Origin of the sequence: Embleya sp. NBC_00888, from assembly GCF_045207655.1 — a bacterium.
In the GTDB taxonomy this organism is placed as follows: Bacteria; Actinomycetota; Actinomycetes; order Streptomycetales; family Streptomycetaceae; genus Embleya.
This window is the reverse complement of the sequence record NZ_CP108784.1, coordinates 1162304-1178755: the sequence shown is the minus strand read 5'-3', so window position 1 is coordinate 1178755 and position 16452 is coordinate 1162304. Positions and strand designations below refer to the sequence as shown.

Sequence of the window (16452 nt, the reverse complement as noted above, 5' to 3'; positions counted from 1 at the left end):
CACTCCTTGGTCGGTGCTCTGTCGGTGGCGGGTGTGAGACTGGAAAGCATGGTCCCCACGGACACTCTGCACGTGACCCGACACACCTCCGCGCTCGGGTCGATGGAGACCGTGTCCGCGCCCCCGCATCCCGCGCTCGCGCCGCTGATCCACTCCTACCTCGGGTACGACGAACGCACGCTCGCGCCGTTGCGCCGCCGGGAGGTGGCGACCGGGTCGATCACCGTGATCATCGGCTTCTCCGCGATCCGAGTGTGGTCCCCACGCGACGCCCGGTACGGACCGGGCAGCACCAGTTCGTTCGTGGCCGGCCTGCACGGCGGCCCGGCGATTGTCGAGCACGACGGCCGGCAGGCCGGCATTCAACTCGACCTCACCCCGCTCGGCGCGTACACGCTGCTGGGTCTGCCGCTGGTGGAGATCGCCGACCGGGTCGTGCACTTGGAGGACCTGCCCGGGTGGGACGCGGGCGCGCTGGTGGACCGGCTCCAGGACGCGCCGGACTGGTCCGCGCGGTTCGCGTTCCTGGACCGGGTCCTGGTCCGCCGCCGTGAAATGGGTCCGGATCCGCTGCCCGAGGTGGCCCGCTGCTGGGATCTGCTCGTGGCGAGCGCGGGCCGGATCGAGGTCGCCGCGCTCGCCCGCGAGACCGGCTGGAGCCGACGCCACCTCGGCGCGCGGTTTCGCGAGACGCTCGGCCTGCCGCCCAAGACGGTGGCCCGGCTGCTGCGCTTTCGGCACGCCGTCGAGCTGCTCGACGACCCGCTCCGGTCCTGGGCGGAGATCGCGGCGGACGCGGGCTACTACGACCAGGCGCACTTCAATCGCGACTTCAAGGCGTTCGCCGGCTGCACCCCCGGTGCCTATCTGGGTTCCCGCCTGCCCGGGGGCGGCTTCGCGAGCTGAGTCGTCCCGGCGCGGCGAACCGGTGCACGTTCTTCGGCCGCGGTGCCGGCGTTCCCGTTTGTCCAAGACCGCGAGGGGTCACTCGCCGGAAGCTGGAATCGACCACTCGGCGACGTCCGGTTCCCATCCCGGTTTCGACGACGTCCGGTTCCCATCCCCGGTTTCGACGCCCGGTTTCGACAATCGGGTCGACGACCGGTCCCATATCCGGTTCAAGGAGTGCACCATGAGCGACAAGACCCTGATCTCCGACCTGGTACCGACGCTGCGCTACAACGACGCGACGGCGGCGATCGCGTTCCTGGGCGACGCGTTCGGCATGAAGGCGGTGCTCGTGGTCCCGGGCGACGACGACACCGTCGCGCACGCGGAGCTGACCTTCGGCAACGGCATGATCATGCTCGGCACCAACCTGCCGGAGGGCTGCGGCGATCAACTGCGTTGGCCGGTCGGCGGCTCGGCCGTGTACGGCATTGTCGACGGCGACGGCGACGTGGACGCGCACTGCGCGCGGGCGGTGGCGGCGGGCGCGACCGTGGTGCGCGAGCCGAAGGACGAGGACTACGGCGGCCGCGGCTACACCGTGCGCGACCCGGAGGGGAACCTCTGGAGCTTCGGCACCTATCGCCCGCAGGTCTGACGGCCGCGCCGGGCTGCCCGCCGGAATCGTTCGCCCGACCTGCCCGACCTGCCCGACCTGCCCGACCTGCCCGACCGGCCGGTGGCGCGCGTCCTCGCCCGCCGCCGGCCGGGCCGCGCTCAGCCCTCGTGCGCCGCGAGGTAGCGGTCCACCTTGGCCCGCTCGTAGGCGTACACCGGCTCGATCGGGCCGACCGGGACGAAGGTCGCCGTCGCGCAGTCCTCGTACAGGTCGACCCGGGTGTAGCCGACGCCCGCCACGCCCTGATAGGTGCCCGCCGGCGGGAACACGTCGGCGCGGTAGGCGACGGCCGGGGCCGCCCACACCGGCACCCCGGCCAGTACGCCGCAGGTCGCGTGGTGGTTGTGGCCGGTCAGCACGATCCGCACGTCGGTCCCGGCGAGGACCGCGCCGAGCCGGGTCGGCTCGCGCAGTGAGAGCCGCTCCAGGAACGCGAGCGGCGTGGGGATCGGCGGATGATGCAGGCCGAGCACCGTGCCACCGGCCGCCGGCGTGGCCAACTCGGCACGAAGCCACTGCAATTGATCATCCGTCAGGTCGCCGGAGTGGCTGCCCGGCGTGGTGCTGTCCAGCATGATCACCCGCACCTCGCCGGCCATGTGCACGAAGTCGTGCGGCTCGGTGGACGCGGGGACGTCGAGCAGCCCCTCGCGAAACGCCGCGCGGTCGTCGTGGTTGCCCATCCCGTACAGCGCGGGGGCGCCGATCCGCGGCCCGGCCACGGCCAGCAGCGCCCGCAGTCGGCGATAGGCCCGCAGGTCGCCGGTGTCCGCGAGGTCGCCGGTGAACAGCAGCGCGGCGGGCTCCAGGTCCGCCGCCTCGACCGCCGCGAGCGCCTGACGCAGTTGCTCGGCGGTGTCCAGCCGGTCGAGCAGGAGTTCACCCTCGGGGACCAGATGCACGTCGCTGAACTGGACCAGGGTGTGGCGTGGGATGCGCACGGCAAATCCTCCTGCGGGCAGGGCAAGGCGACACGTGTCACCGGGTGGAGCACAGTCCACCGCCGATAGGCGACAAGGTCAAGCATTTCCCGGACCGAGCTGCGGCTGCCGAGCCTGCGCCCGGTCGGCCGAGCCTCCGCCGAGCCGCGGCCGACCTGCCGCCCATCGCGTCGAACACACGGGCTAGCGTTTTCCCGTGGAGATCAAGACTCTGGGGTACGACCACCCCGACGTGCGCAAGCTGGTCGCCGATGTGCAGCAGGAGTACGTGGAGCGCTACGGCGAGCCCGACGAGACCGCGGTCGACCCGGCCGACTTCCGGCCGCCGGAGGGCCTGTTCTGCGTGGCCTACGAGAACGACGTCCCGGTGGCCAGCGGCGGTTGGCGAGCCCGCGGCGCGGCCGGCGACGACGACCCGAACCTGCGCGAGGGCGACGCCGAACTCAAGCGCATGTACGTGGTGCGGCACGCGCGCGGGCGCGGCCTGTCCCGGGCGATGCTCGCGCACCTGGAGGAGACCGCCCGTGCCGCCGGCCGCGTGCGCCTGGTGCTGGAGACCGGCGACAAGCAGCAGGAGGCGATCGCGCTGTACCGCTCGAGCGGCTACGAGCCGATACCGGGGTTCGGGTTCTACAAGGACTACGACAACAGCATGTGCTTCGCGAAGACACTCTGAAGCACCCGCGCGGGCCCCGCGTTCTGCGCTCTGCACCACGCGCTCTGCGCCACGGGACCAGCGCCCCGCCCACGGTGGGAAGCCCCGGGGCCGGGCGGCGGGATCCGTCCCGCCGTCCGGCCCCGAGCGTCAGTGCCCGACGTCCGACCCGGCCGTGCGCGCGCCGCGCAGCATGAACCAGGCCGCGACGGCCGCCGCGAGCAGTACCGCCGAGCCCGCGCCGGCCGCGATCCGCAGTCCTTCCAGAAACGCGTCGTTCGCCGAGTGGGTGAGATCGGACGCGACCTGTCCGTGTACCGTCCCGGCCGCCTCCGCCGCGCCCGCGAGCGATTCGCGCGCGCTGCCGGCCGCGTCCGAGGACACGCCGTCCGGAATCGTCACGTGGCCCCGGTACACCCCGGTGACCACCGAACCCAGCAGCGCGATGCCCAGCGCCGCGCCCAGTTCGTACGCGGTCTCCGAGACCGCCGAGGCGGCGCCCGCGTTCTCCTTCGGCGCGCTGCCCAGGATCAGGTCGGCGGTGACCGTGAAGGAGAAGCCCGCGCCGACACCGACCAGGAGCAGCACACCGCCCAGGTAGAGATACGGCGTGTCCTCGGTCAGCACGGTCAGCGCGCCGAGCGCGAGGCCGATCGCGGTCAGACCGCTGGTCACCACCACACGCGGGGTGAGCCGGCGTGCGGCCAGGCCGGCGAGCAGACCCGACACGATCGCGCCCACCGTGGCCGGCAGTTCGGCCAGACCGGCCTGCAACGGGCTGCGGCCCTGGACCAGTTGGAGGTACTGGGAGAGGAAGAAGATCAACCCGGACATGCCGAGCACGGTGAGCAGGTCGGCGAGTACCGAGCCGGAGAAGGCCCGGTTGCGGAACAGCCGCATGTCCAGCAGCGGCACCGGCAGGGACAACTGCCGGCGGCCGAACCAGGCCAGCGCGCCCACGCCGACGACCAGCGCGGCCCACACGTCCCAGCGCAGCAGACCGTGGGTGGCGGCCTCCTTGACCGCGTACACCGCGGCGATCATGCCGACCAGGGACAACGCCGCGCTGAGCATGTCCCACGGACCCGGATTCGGGTTGCGCGACTCCGGCAACATCTTGATGCCGACCACGATCAGCACCGCCATCACCGGCAGATTGATCAGGAAGACCGAGCCCCACCAGAAGTGTTCGAGCAGGAAGCCGCCGACCACCGGGCCGAACGCGGCGCCCGCCATCGACATCGCGCCCCAGACGCCGATCGCGAAACTGCGTTCGCGCGCGTCCGGGAAGATGTTGCGGACCAGGGCGAGCGTGGACGGCATCAGCGACGCGCCCGCGACACCCATCGCGACGCGGGCCGCGATCAGGGCCTCGGCGCTGGGCGCGTAGGCGGCCACCACGGACAGCGCGCCGAACGCGGCCGAGCCCCACAGCAGCAGCTTCTTGCGACCGATGCGGTCGCCGAGCGTACCGGCGGTGACCAGCAGGCCGGCGATGACGAACGAGTAGACGTCGCCGATCCACAACAACTGGGTGCCGGTCGGTTCGAGGTCCTCGCTGAGGAAGGGGATCGCCAGGCCGAGCACCGTGGCGTCGATCGCCACGAGCAGCACGGACAGGGTCAGTACGCCCAGAGCGATCCAGCGGCCCGGCGCGCCCTTGTCGGAGCCGCCGGTGCCGGTATGTATCGAAGTCGGGGAAGAGGTGCCAGTCGACATGATCAGGATTCCAAAAAACGAGATGGGTCGGCTGTACGGATCAGCCGGGGAGTCGCGGTAGTGGGGCGGATCGGCGGTGCGGCCTCGGCGCGGCGGCCGGTCCGCGGTGGCGCCGAATCAGCACTGGGGGCGGCGGGCCGCGCCGCCGAGCAGGAGTTCGGCCACCGAGCGGGAGGCGTCGCGGCCGGCGAGTCGGCCCTCGTGGACCGCCCAGCCGGCGGCGGCGACGAAGGAGAACAGGGCCTCGGAGACCCACTGCGCGGTGAGGTCCACCCGCATCGAACCGTTCTCCTGGCCGCGCCGGACCGCGGCGGCGACCTGCTCGTCCATCACGCTCCAGGCCTGCTCCAGGTCCGGGTCGCCGACCAGCGAGCTCTCGCCGTAGAGGAAGGCCAGGTATTCGGCGCAGGGCATGAGTCGGTCCACCAGGCCGCGCAGTACGGCCGGGACGTCGTCGCCGCTGGTCAGGTCGGCCGCGTCGATGGCGCGACCGATCTGGGCCGAGGCCTCCGCGCCGAGCGCGGCGATCAGTGCCGGGCGGCCGGGGAACATCCGGTGCAGCGTGGCCCGGCTGATCCCGGCGGCCCGGGCGATCTCGTCCATGGACGAGGCGGGCCGCCGCAGCAGCAGGGTGACGGCGGCGCGCAGCACGTGCTCGTTGTCGGTGGGCATGGATAGATGCTAGCTCAGGTGAGACAACTTTGTCTCATGGATTACAGCGTGGATTCAGCCGGCACCCCGTGGCGTCAGTTGCAGCCCTGTGGCGTCAGCTCCGGGCGCGGTTCCTGCCAGGTCAGCACCGGTTCGCCGGGCCCGCCCTTGAGCGCCGTACCCGGAAACACCCGCAGCCGCCACGGCGACAGCCGCATCACCGCGAAGCCCGGCGACGAGGGCCGCTCCCACCCGGGCACCCCGATGGCGGCCGGGTCGTAGCCCAGCGGTTCGGGGGTGTCCCGGAACAGGTTCCACACCCGCTCGCGCACCTCCGGCTCGAAGAGCAGGTCCGCGCGGCACTCGGCGGCGCACGTGTCGTGCGAGGGCGACCAGTAGTTGCAGGACACGAACGGGTTGCGGGCGATGTGCGCGCGCTTGGTCGCGGTGGGCGCGGTGGCCACCCAGCCGGTGAGCGTGCCGTGCTCCCAGACCCAGTACGGGTGCAGGATCCGGGTCCGTGGCCGGCCGGCGCTGTCCACCGTGGCTATCGAGGCCCACACGATCGAGTGCGCCATGGCGATGAAGGCCGGGGCCGCGGTTTCCAGATCGGTCATGGCGGCAACCCCTGTTTCGTTCCGACGTCCCGGCACGCCACCCATACTGTCGTGAACGCGCGCGACCCTAAAGGCCCGTCGGGAAGTCGTACGAGGCCGGCGGCTTGATCCGGACCTTGTCGTCCTGGTACATCACCGAGATCTGGTCGTGCGGACGCAGCTCGATCCGGGCCGGATCGCCGCCGACCAACTCGCCGTTCAGGTAGGTGCGGAAGGTGTGCGTGGCGTCGGGGGTGAGCGCGCCCAGGTGGTTCTCGTCGAAACGCACGTTCCACATGGCGAACAACTGGCCCAGTACGAACCGGGCGTTCGGGTCGTGGCTCTCCACGTGCAGCACGCCGCTGTCGTCGTGGGTGTGCAGATCCGCGAGCAGACCGGTCCTCTTGTCGATGCCCAGGTCCGGCGGCACCAGGACCCGGTCGAGGCCGACGAAGATGTCCAGATGCACGTGGAAGTGCTGCTTCGCGCCTTCCATCTTGTCCAGTTTCAGACCCGCGTCGGCCCCGCGCCGCGCGCTGTCCTGGGGAACCGGCCAGGGCGGCAACTCGGCGTTGGTCGCGGCCTTGGGCTCCGGAAGCGGACCCCGCGGCCCCGCGCCGGGCGTGAGCAATGTGGTCGGCCCGCCCCCGGGCCCGGGCTCGTGCGCGGACACGGGTGCGCCGGCGGCGAGCGAACAGGCGGTCAGGAACGCGGCGGTGACGCCTACCCCGTTGCGGAGGTGACGGTTCATCAGGGGCCTTCCGGTGATCAGGGGCCATCCGGTGCGGACGAGAGCAACAACCTGTCCGGTTCGGTGGTCCCGGCGAAAGCCGATCGGGCGCTTCACCCGCGGACTTCACCCATACGGAGCACGCCCGTCGGCCCGCCCGAGGCCGCGGGCGCAAGGACTGAGTCCGGCTTCGCCGGGCAGACGTGAGGCGACCCACCCGTGGGTGGTCCGCGGGGTGTTCCCAGGGAGCCGGATCCAGTGATTCTTACCAGCCGCCATCGCCGGCACGTCGAGAACGAACGCCCGTGGTTCGCCAAGCAGCGGTCGGTCCTGCTCCTGCTCGTGGTACTGCCACCGATCGGCGCGCTGCTGATGTGGATGGTCACCCGATGGACGCCGATGACCAAAGTCGTGCTCTCCGTGATCGCGGCACTCTGGTGCGGTGCACTGGTGATCGGGTTGAGTACCAACCTGGAGACGCACGACCGGAGTCCCGACCCGGTCGCACCGATCGTCGACGACGGACGTGGCCCGCAGTCGTCTCCGTGACCTGATCCCCGCCTCGGATGGAGTTGCCGGTCGATGCCCACCCCGCCGCACATCACGCCGTTCCGGATCGAGATACCCGAGGCCGACCTGACGGACCTGCGGGAGCGCCTGGCGCGTACCCGCTGGCCCGAGGCGGAGCCGGTGGCCGACTGGTCGCAGGGCGTACCGCTCGCCTACACCAGGGAGTTGGCCGAGCACTGGCGCACCACCTACGACTGGCGCAAGACCGAGGCCCGGCTGAACGGCCACGCGCACTTCAAGGCCGAACTCGACGGTCTGGGCATCCACTTCCTGCACGCGCCCTCGCCGCACCCGGACGCGCTGCCGCTGATCCTCACCCACGGCTGGCCCGGTTCGATCATCGAATTCCTGGACGTGATCGACCCGTTGACCGACCCGACGGCGCACGGCGGCGACACGGCCGACGCGTTCCACGTGGTGCTGCCCTCGCTGCCCGGCTACGGCTTCAGCGACCGGCCGGCCGAGACCGGGTGGGGGATCGACCGGATCGCCCGCGCCTGGGCCCGGCTGATGGCCGACCTGGGATATCGGCGCTACGGCGCGCAGGGCGGCGACTGGGGGTCGATGGTCACCGCGTCGATCGGCCGGCAGGACCCGGAGCACGTGCTCGGCATCCACCTGAACATGCCGGTGGCGATGCCGGACTCCGAGGCGATGCAGGATCCGACGCCCCAGGAGCGGCAGGCACTCGCCGATCTGGGCTCGCACTCCGAGTGGGGAGCGGGGTACAGCAAGATCCAGTCCACCCGCCCGCAGACCCTGGGCTACGGCCTGGCCGACTCCCCGGTGGGCCAACTGGCCTGGATCGTGGAGAAGTTCCAGGAGTGGACCGACTGCGACGGGCATCCGGAGAACTCCCTCTCGCGCGAGCACATGCTGGACAACGTGACGCTGTACTGGCTCACCGACACCGCCGCGTCCTCGGCCCGGCTGTACTGGGAGAGCTATCGCAGCCCCGACCTGTCCGAGGTCGGCGTCCCGACCGGATGCTCGATCTTCCCGCACGAGATCATCCGCTCCTCGCGCCGCTGGGCCGCGAACCGCTTCACCGACCTGCGGTACTGGAACGAACTCGACCGCGGCGGCCACTTCGCCGCGTTCGAACAACCGGAGACCTTCGTCGAGGAGGTCCGCCGCTTCTTCCGCCTGGTCCGCGAGTAGGCCCGAGGGCGCGGGGTGGGGCCGGTCGGGTGGTCGGGAGGGGCGGACGCCGGCATTGCCGCCGCGGGCGCTCGCAACCCGTACGGCCCCTCGGACGCGCCGAGCGCTCGAGGTCGCATCGAGGGGGTCGCCCGGACACCCCTCACCGGCATCCGGACCATCGGACGAGCCTGCCGACGACACGCGGTGAGCGAGCCTTCGTCGAGTGAATCGCCGGACGAGCGAAGCGGGCCTCGCCCCGACCTGTGAGGTCGGGGCGAGGCCCGCTCGGGGGTGTGCGCTACGCCGCTCGGGCGCCCAGGACGCTGCCGAGGAGGTCGTCGAGGCCGACCAGGCCCAGGAGCGTGCCGTCGGCGGCGTGGACCAGGGCCAGTGACGCGCGGCGTTCCTGGAGAGCGGCCACCGCGCGCTGGATCGGGGTGTCCACGCCGAGCGTGAGCACCGACGTGGCCAGCTCGCCGGCGGTGTTGCCGGAGGTCTGCGTGCGCGAGGTGAGCACCTTGCGGATGTGCACGACGCCGAACAGCGTGCCGTCCTCACCGCGCACCAGCAGCCGGTTGCGACCGTTGCGACGCGACATCGCGACGATCTCGTCCGGTCCCGCGCCGGCCGGCACCGAATCGATCTCGGCGGTCGGCACGACCAGTCGGGCCAGCGGCTCGGTGTGCGTGCGCAGCGTGCCCGACAGCACGTCGTGTGACGAACTGTCGATCAGGCCGAGCCGGCGGGACTCGCCGACCAGGCGGCGCAGGCCCTCGGCGTCCTTGGGATGGGACAACTCGTCCTTGGGGTCGATCCGGGCCAGGCGCAGGATCGCGTTGCTGACCCCGTTCATCGCCAGCAGCAACGGCCGCACCACCCGGGTGTAGCCGCGGAAGGACGGCGCGAGCACGAGGGCGACCTTCTCGGGACCGGCGATCGCCCACGACTTGGGCGCCATCTCGCCCAGCACCATGTGCAGGATCACCACGACCACCAGCGCGATCGCGAACGCCACCGCGTGCCCCGCCGCGGCCGGCATGCCGACCGCGTCGAAGAGCGGGTCGAGCATGGTCGCGATCGCGGGCTCGGAGACGATGCCCAGGCCCAGCGAGCACATCGTGATGCCGAGTTGGGCACCCGCCAGCATCAGCGACAGCTCGCGCACGCCGGCCAGGGCCGACTTGGCGCCGCGCCTGCGCTCGGCGACCAGCGCCTCCAGGCGGTGCCGGCGCGCGGCCACCATCGCGAACTCGGCGGCGACGAAGAACGCGTTGCCCACCAGCAGGGCGGTCGTGACGGCCAGTGCCGGCAACAGGCCCAGCTCCAGCGAGCCCAGGCCGCCACCGGAGGCCAGGGTCGGGGTCATGCGGTCACCTCGGTGTTGCGACCGGAACGCCGTTCGGCACTCCACTCGGATGTGTTTCGGGGGAACGACGGGGCGGAGGTCAGCACGCGGACCCGGACCAGCGCCGGCACGTGCCGCTCGACCTCGAGCACCTCGATCTCGGTGTAGCGGATCGGTTCGTCGTCCTCGTCGGCCGGCCGCCCGGCGCGCACCTCGTCCGGGTCGGGCACCCTGATCCGGTCGCCCACCTCGGGCAGCCGGCCCAGGTGCGCGATGACCAGACCACCCAGCGTGTCGTACGGGCCGTCCGGCAGCTCGGCGCCGACGATCCGCTCGGTCTCGTCCACGCGCAGCCCCGCGTCCAGCCGCCACCAGCCGTCCTCGGGCTCGGTGTCGACGGGGTCCTCGTGGTCGCTCTCGTCGGCGATCTCGCCGACCAGTTCCTCGGCCACGTCCTCGTAGGTGACGATCCCGGCCAGGCCGCCGTGCTCGTCCAGCACCACAGCGAACTCCTCGTGCGCGGCCCGGAGCTGTTCGAGCAGCGAGGCCAGCCCGGCGGTGTCCGGGACCAGCAGCGCGGGGCGCGCGATGGATCCGGCGCTCACGTGCGCGGCGTCCTCGGGCGCGACCTCCAGGAGGCAGGCCACCCCGACCACGCCCAGTACGTCGTCCACCCGCTCGCCGACCACCGGATAGTGCGAGTGGCCGCACTCGGCGACCAGCTCGATCAGCTCGGCGGCGGTGGTCTCGGCGCGCACCCGGACCACGTCCGGTCGCGGCACCATCACCTGGTCCACGGTCAGGTCGCCGAACGCGATCGCGCGGCGCAGGATCCCGGACAGGTCGGGGTCGAGGTCACCGTCGCGGCCGGCCTCGTCGACGATGTGCGCGAGTTCCTCGGTGGTGGCGCCGCCGTGCAGTTCCTCGACCGGTTCGATGCCGATCGCGCGCACGATGCGGTTGGCCAGCGTGTCGAACAGGCGGATCAGCGGCCCGGCGACCTTCAGGTAGATCAGCGTCGGTCGGCCGAGCAGGATCGCCACCCGCTCGGGCTCGGCGATGCCCCAGTTCTTGGGGACCAGCTCGCCCAGCACCATCTGGATCGCGGTGGCCACCGCGAAGCCGAGGATCAGGGAGATCACCGGGACGGCGCCGCCGGGGACGGCGATCAGGTCCAGGAGGGGGGAGATCACCGCGGCGAGCGCGGGTTCGGCGATGAAGCCGACCAACAGGGCCGTCACGGTGATGCCGAGTTGGGCACCGGACAGCATGAACGAGAGCCGCCCCATCACGGTCATCGCCCGGGCCGCCGCCTTGTCACCGGATTCGGCACGGCGGCGCAGCAGACTGCGGTCGGCCGCGACGTAGGCGAACTCCTGGGCTACGAAGAAACCGGTGCCGAGGGTCAGGACGACGATCGCGGCTATGCCAAGAGCCGCGGTCATGAGACCGCCTCCCGGACGTCGCGGCTTCGATCACAGTCTCGGGAGGGACCGGTACTAGGGGGGTCCGTCTCTTGGGCGGACACGCACGCTCCTTGCTCAACGGGCAATTCAGGGTCAAAACACTTACCACGCCGAACGTATCATCGCGTGCGCTTGTTCCCCGGGCGCGGGCGGGGAAGCGCGCGCGGAGGGTCGGATTCGAACCGATAGCAAAAGATGCTTGGCTTTCCGCCCTCCGCCATGACAATCTGTGCTTCCTCGAACACCGTGTGGTGATCAGCCCTCGTCGAGTGCGCATGACCCGCGTACTGCGGCGAGGGGAGTACGCGCTCGCTGCGCCTCCTGCCGCGGGTGTCGCGAAGTTCATCCGTACGGGGGAGCGACCCGCGCCTTCCCGTCCGGAAGATTGGTACCGGGAACCCGCACCGCCGCAATGACGTTGACAACATCAGACGGGGGCAGCGTGTACGACAGCAGCCCTGATCCGGCCGACGCCGGCTCGCCCGAGGTGCCCGCATCGGACCTCCCAGCGCGCGAGAAGGAGACCATGCCTCGCACACTCGACGACTACGCCGTGTCGCTCGCCGCGTTGAAGGCCTACGACATCACCGGCGTTCGTCCACGCGACCTCCGCCGATTCCGCGATTCGGGCGAACTGCCGGACGGCGTGCCCGAGGCCGTCGTACTGCGCGCCCAACGCATCGTCGAGGAGGAACGAGACCGGCTGTTGCGCTTGACCACCGGTTCGTGAGCACCCGCCCGGATGCGCCGTACGCTCGCGCGTGGTGAGAGCGATCCCACACGGCCGCCCCGACCGGCCGCGGCCGCGTCCGGCCGCCGTCCTCGAGCACGCCGGCGCGCGGGTCCCCCGTCGGAAGTTCAGCCGCTCCCGTTGAGGTAGGCCAGCACCGCGAGCACGCGCCGATTCGTCTCGTCCGACGTGTCGATCGACAACTTCGCGAAGATGTTCGTGGTGTGCTTGCTGACCGCGCCCTCCGAGACGAAGAGCCGGCTCGCGATCGCCGCGTTCGAGCAGCCCTCCGCCATCAGCTCCAACACCTCGCGCTCGCGCGGCGTCAGTTGGGCCAGCGGTTTGTCCCGCACGTTGCGGGCCAGCAGCTTCGAGATCACCTCGGGGTCCATCGCGGTACCTCCCGACGCGACCCGGCGGACCGCGTCCACGAACTCGTCGGTGTTGAACACGCGGTCCTTGAGCAGGTAGCCGACCGCGCCGGTGCCGTCCGCGAGCAACTCCCGCGCGTACAACTGCTCGACGTACTGCGACAACACCAGGATCGGCAGCCCCGGGACACGCCGACGGGCCTCCAGGGCGGCCTGGAGGCCCTCGTCGGTGAAGGTCGGTGGCAGCCGGACGTCGACCACCGCGACGTCCGGCTTGTGCTCCACCAGTGCCCGCAGCAGTTCCGGGCCGTTGTCCACGGCGGCGACGATCTCGAAACCGTGGGCCTGGAGCAGGCGGACCAGACCGTCCCTCAGGAGGGCGAGGTCTTCCGCGAGGACAAGTCGCACGGCAGCTCCATGATCACAGTCGTCGGGCCGCCCTCGGGGGAATGCAGGGCGAGCGTCCCGTCGAATGTATCGAGTCGGCGCTCGATGCCGCGCAGACCGGTGCCCTTCATCAGATCGGCCCCGCCGACGCCGTCGTCGGTGACGGTGATCCGCAACTTGCCGTCGGTGTACGCCAGATCGATCTCGACGTGTTGTCCGCCGGAGTGCTTGGCCGCGTTGGTGAGCACCTCGGTGACCGCGAAGTAGGCCGCGGACTCCAGTGGGAGCTCGGGACGCGCGGGCAGCGAGACGCGGACGTTGACGTCGAGCGGACTCTCCAGCGCCACCGCGCGCACCGCGTCGCCCAGGCCCCGGTCGGAGAGCACCGGCGGGTGGATGCCCCGGACCAGATCGCGCAGTTCGTGCAGGGCCTTGGCGGAGGCCGCGCGGGTCTCGGCGAGCAGCACGCGGGCCGCCTCCGGATCGCTGTTCATCAGCGCCTCCGCGGCGCCCAGGTTCATGCCCATCGCGACCAGGCGGGCCTGCGCGCCGTCGTGCAGGTCGCGCTCGATCCGGCGCAGCTCGGCCGCCGAGGCGTCCACGGCGTCGGTCCGGCTCTCGGTCAGGTGCTGCACCCGCAGGGCCAGCGCGGCCTCCTTGGTGGGGGCGAGCAGGGACCGGTTCCACAGCGCGTTGATCCGGGCGAACCACGGTGCGAGGGCGAGGCCGAGGCCCATTTGCACCAGGCCCCACGGCACCGACAGGCCGGCCCGCTGCGAGCTGTCCACCTTGATGAACGTGTACCACTGCGGATCGACGTGTCGGTAGGCCACCTCCCACAGGAAGGGCATCAGCACGCCGTGCAGACCGTTCACGATCAGCATCATCGGGAAGCACGCGAGCAGCAGGCTCGACGGCAGGTACAGCAGTGCCCAGAGCAGGTCCCGCCAGGTGGCCCCCTCGGCGATCATGCGCCGGGTGCGCCGCCACAGCCCGCTCACGCCCCCACCCGGCGGCAGCCGACGGTAGGGGGTCGCGATCGGGACGCCGGACCACGAACCCATCGCGGTCCGGGTCAGGTTGGCGGTGGCGCGCAGCAGCAACATCAGCGGCAGGAAGAACACCAGGCCGACGCCCAGCGGGATCAGCGTCATGAACACGACGCAGGTGATGAACAGCGCGAGGGCGGGAACGGAGAGGAAGACCAGGATGAAGCCGTGCCACGCCGACAGCAGGGCCCGACCGAGCCGCCAACCGGTCGCCGGTGGGTCGCCTCTGTGCGGCGTGAGCGTGCTCATGCGGGTTCCTCCCGTGGATGTGCCGTGCGTTGGTGGTGTCACCAGTGTGTCGGGCGACGACCGTGCAGGTCACTGGGGTGGCACCCCCGCGCGGGGTGGGCCTGGGCCCACCCCGCGGGTACGGGTCAGCCCGCGATCTCCGTGAGCAGTGCGGCCAGTTCCTCGGAGCGGGAGAACATCGGCCAGTGGCCGGTCGGCAGGCCGTGCACGCTCTTGACCTCGGCCGCCGCGAACTCCGCCATGAACGGGTGGCCCTGGGCGAGCATCGCCTCGACCTGCTCGGCCGGGAACATGCAGGTGATCATGTGCGCGGGCACCTTGAGCCGGGCCGCGTCGCCGACCTGCTGCGCACTGGCCGCGACCGCGTACGGCTGGGCCACCGCGCGCGTGCGCAGCGTCTCCAGGTCGGCCGGGGTGATCCCGTCGAGCATCGCGGGCTCGGCCGCCGGGTCCCAGGGGTAGGTGTAGCGGCCGTCGCCGCGCTCGGCCACCTCGGCCTCGATCCGGGCCCGCTCCTCGGGCTCGGTCAGGTCCAGGAGCGAGGTGCCCTCGGGCACCGGGCCCGCGTCCACGTAGACGATCCGGGCGATCCGGTCCGGGATCCGACCCAGCGCCTCGTACGCGGTGAACGCGCCGCCGGAGTGGCAGACCAGGACCACGTCGCTCGACTCGCGCGTGGTGATCTCGGCGACCAGGGCGTCGGTCTGGGTGGCGAGGTCGATCCCGGTGGCGTCGGCGCCGTCGGCCGCGAGGCCCGGCAGGGTCACCGCGAGCACGTCGTGTCCGGCCGCGCGCAGCGGCTCGGCGACCCGGTCCCATGCCCACGCGCCGAGCCAGTAGCCGGGAACGAGAACGATGTTCGCCATGGTGGTGCTCCTCCAGTGGTGGTTCGGTGTGCGTTCTTGCGTGTCGCGTTCGTGCGTGTTGCGTGTCGCGTTCGTGCGTCCTTGCAAAAACGATCCTGGACCGCATACCTGACAGAACGCGACAGGTTTGTCGAAGGAGTCGTGACCGGTGTCGGGTCCGGCGCGGTCAGAGCCAGTTGCGGCGCTTGAAGACGACGTAGAGGATCACGCAGACCAGGACCATCAGGCCGACCGCGAAGGGGTAGCCGAGGGTCCAGTGCAATTCGGGCATCTCGTCGAAGTTCATCCCGTACACGGTGCCGATCAGGGTCGGCGCGAACAGGATGGCGGCGTACGCGGAGATCTTCTTGACCTCCTCGTTCTGCGCGTTGCTGGCCGCCGTGAGTTGTCTCATCTCCTCGTTCTGGGCCTGGGTCACCACGATCGCGTTGACCCGCATGATGCCTTCGAGCAGCGAGCGGAAACCGGCCACCCGCTCCACGGCGATCGTCGCGTGGTCCTGGACGTCGCGCAGGTAGCGGCGCAGCTCCTGGTCCACGTGGTACTTGTCGAAGCCGGTGGACAGGTCGGTGAGCATGAGCAGGAGCGGTCGGGTCGCGCGCTGGAACTCGATCACCTCGCGGGAGAGTTCGTAGATGCGCCGGGAGACGTTCGGGGCGCCGAGGAAGGCCTCCGCCTCGATCTCGTCGATGTCGTTCTGCAGGCCGCCGACCACCGGGGCGTAGGCGTCCACGACGCTGTCGAGGATCGCGTACAGCACCGCCTCCGGGCCCTGGCGCAGAAGTTCGGGGCGGTCCTCGGCCCAGCGGCGGACGGCGGACAGGTCCGGTGATTCGGAGTGCCGGACGGTGACCACGAAGTTGCCGCCGAGGAAGACGTGCAGTTCGCCGAAGTCGACCTCCTCGACGTCGTCGAGGTAGCGGGCCGCGCGCAGGACCACGAACAGCGTCTCGCCGTAGCGTTCCAGCTTGGGCCGCTGGTGGGCCACGATCGCGTCCTCGATGGCCAGCGCGTGCAGGTCGAACTCCTCGGCGGCGGAGAAGAGTTGGCTTTCCGAGGGGCGGTAGAGCCCGATCCAGGCCATGGCGCCGGGGCGGGCGTGCAGTTCGCGGTAGGTGTCGGCGAGGGTGGTCGGCGAGGCGACGCGGACGCCGGCCACGTAGATCGCCGCGTCGATCAGGCTGTGTTCGACCGGTGCCGGCTCCGGGGCGTCCGCCGCGCGCGGGTCCATCGAGCGCTCGGGCGGCTCTTGCGATCCGGGCGCGCCGTGTCTGCGGGCGCGGAAGGGCAGACGCCGATCGGGCATGCGGGGCTCCGAGACACTGGGCGGCGACGGGTACGGACGTGACGTCGGGCCGATCGCGCCAGGGAATCGCGACCGACCCGACTGTCGTATTGTCCATTTTTCCGCGCAGAT

At 71.3% G+C, this 16452-nt stretch carries 17 protein-coding genes; 6 read left to right on the top strand and 11 right to left on the bottom strand.

Going from position 1 to position 16452, the window contains the following annotated elements; all coding sequences use genetic code 11:
- Positions 1-48: 48 nt before the first annotated feature.
- On the top strand, positions 49-906 hold the full coding sequence (locus OG948_RS04570) for a helix-turn-helix domain-containing protein (RefSeq protein WP_406294031.1): 858 nt from the start codon (positions 49-51) through the stop codon (positions 904-906).
- A 226-nt stretch (positions 907-1132) separates the two neighbouring features.
- Complete coding sequence (locus tag OG948_RS04565) at positions 1133-1546, top strand: VOC family protein (protein WP_406294030.1); 414 nt, start codon at positions 1133-1135, stop codon at positions 1544-1546.
- Between the two features lie 119 nt (positions 1547-1665).
- Here the strand turns inward: OG948_RS04565 and OG948_RS04560 are convergent, their stop codons facing one another.
- Entirely contained in the window at positions 1666-2508 is an 843-nt protein-coding gene (locus tag OG948_RS04560) for a metallophosphoesterase (protein WP_406294029.1), read from the bottom strand.
- 196 nt (positions 2509-2704) lie between these two features.
- Here OG948_RS04560 and OG948_RS04555 point away from each other — a divergent pair, with 196 nt between their 5' ends.
- Positions 2705-3184 carry a GNAT family N-acetyltransferase gene (locus OG948_RS04555; protein WP_406294028.1) on the top strand — a complete coding sequence of 160 codons (480 nt, stop codon included), beginning with the start codon at positions 2705-2707 and terminating at the stop codon, positions 3182-3184.
- A 129-nt stretch (positions 3185-3313) separates the two neighbouring features.
- On the opposite strand, the gene OG948_RS04550 is transcribed toward OG948_RS04555, so the two are convergent.
- The 4 genes from OG948_RS04550 to OG948_RS04535 form a co-directional block, all read right to left on the bottom strand.
- Positions 3314-4882 carry an MFS transporter gene (locus tag OG948_RS04550; RefSeq protein WP_406294027.1) on the bottom strand — a complete coding sequence of 523 codons (1569 nt, stop codon included), beginning with the start codon at positions 4880-4882 and terminating at the stop codon, positions 3314-3316.
- 117 nt (positions 4883-4999) lie between these two features.
- Positions 5000-5554, bottom strand: coding sequence for a TetR/AcrR family transcriptional regulator (locus tag OG948_RS04545; protein WP_395868363.1), 555 nt, complete (start codon positions 5552-5554; stop codon positions 5000-5002).
- Between the two features lie 74 nt (positions 5555-5628).
- Positions 5629-6150, bottom strand: coding sequence for a pyridoxamine 5'-phosphate oxidase family protein (locus OG948_RS04540; protein WP_406294026.1), 522 nt, complete (start codon positions 6148-6150; stop codon positions 5629-5631).
- A gap of 67 nt (positions 6151-6217) precedes the next feature.
- Positions 6218-6880 carry a hypothetical protein gene (locus OG948_RS04535; protein ID WP_406294025.1) on the bottom strand — a complete coding sequence of 221 codons (663 nt, stop codon included), beginning with the start codon at positions 6878-6880 and terminating at the stop codon, positions 6218-6220.
- 237 nt (positions 6881-7117) lie between these two features.
- On the opposite strand from OG948_RS04535, the gene OG948_RS04530 reads away from it, so the two are divergent.
- Positions 7118-7408, top strand: coding sequence for a hypothetical protein (locus OG948_RS04530; protein WP_395868357.1), 291 nt, complete (start codon positions 7118-7120; stop codon positions 7406-7408).
- A 33-nt stretch (positions 7409-7441) separates the two neighbouring features.
- Positions 7442-8590 (top strand): epoxide hydrolase family protein, encoded by a 1149-nt coding sequence (locus tag OG948_RS04525; RefSeq protein ID WP_406294024.1) that lies wholly within the window; start codon positions 7442-7444, stop codon positions 8588-8590.
- Between the two features lie 280 nt (positions 8591-8870).
- Here OG948_RS04525 and OG948_RS04520 read toward each other — a convergent pair whose 3' ends face one another.
- Positions 8871-9938 carry a CNNM domain-containing protein gene (locus OG948_RS04520; protein WP_406294022.1) on the bottom strand — a complete coding sequence of 356 codons (1068 nt, stop codon included), beginning with the start codon at positions 9936-9938 and terminating at the stop codon, positions 8871-8873.
- On the bottom strand, positions 9935-11362 hold the full coding sequence (locus tag OG948_RS04515; RefSeq protein WP_406294020.1) for a hemolysin family protein: 1428 nt from the start codon (positions 11360-11362) through the stop codon (positions 9935-9937). The genes OG948_RS04520 and OG948_RS04515 overlap by 4 nt, the downstream gene beginning before the upstream one ends.
- 547 nt (positions 11363-11909) lie before the next feature.
- On the opposite strand from OG948_RS04515, the gene OG948_RS04510 reads away from it, so the two are divergent.
- Positions 11910-12113, top strand: a complete 204-nt coding sequence (locus OG948_RS04510) for a hypothetical protein (protein ID WP_395868349.1) — start codon at positions 11910-11912, stop codon at positions 12111-12113.
- Between the two features lie 128 nt (positions 12114-12241).
- Here OG948_RS04510 and OG948_RS04505 read toward each other — a convergent pair whose 3' ends face one another.
- From OG948_RS04505 to OG948_RS04490, 4 genes are all read right to left on the bottom strand, one after another.
- The gene (locus OG948_RS04505; RefSeq protein WP_395868347.1) at positions 12242-12892 is read right to left on the bottom strand and encodes a LuxR C-terminal-related transcriptional regulator; all 651 of its coding nucleotides are present in this window, start codon (positions 12890-12892) and stop codon (positions 12242-12244) included.
- Positions 12856-14169, bottom strand: coding sequence for a sensor histidine kinase (locus OG948_RS04500; protein WP_406294019.1), 1314 nt, complete (start codon positions 14167-14169; stop codon positions 12856-12858). The genes OG948_RS04505 and OG948_RS04500 overlap by 37 nt, the downstream gene beginning before the upstream one ends.
- Before the next feature lie 125 nt (positions 14170-14294).
- Positions 14295-15035 (bottom strand): alpha/beta fold hydrolase, encoded by a 741-nt coding sequence (locus tag OG948_RS04495; RefSeq protein ID WP_406294018.1) that lies wholly within the window; start codon positions 15033-15035, stop codon positions 14295-14297.
- A 166-nt stretch (positions 15036-15201) separates the two neighbouring features.
- Positions 15202-16341 (bottom strand): magnesium and cobalt transport protein CorA, encoded by a 1140-nt coding sequence (locus tag OG948_RS04490; RefSeq protein WP_406294016.1) that lies wholly within the window; start codon positions 16339-16341, stop codon positions 15202-15204.
- Positions 16342-16452: the final 111 nt, after the last annotated feature.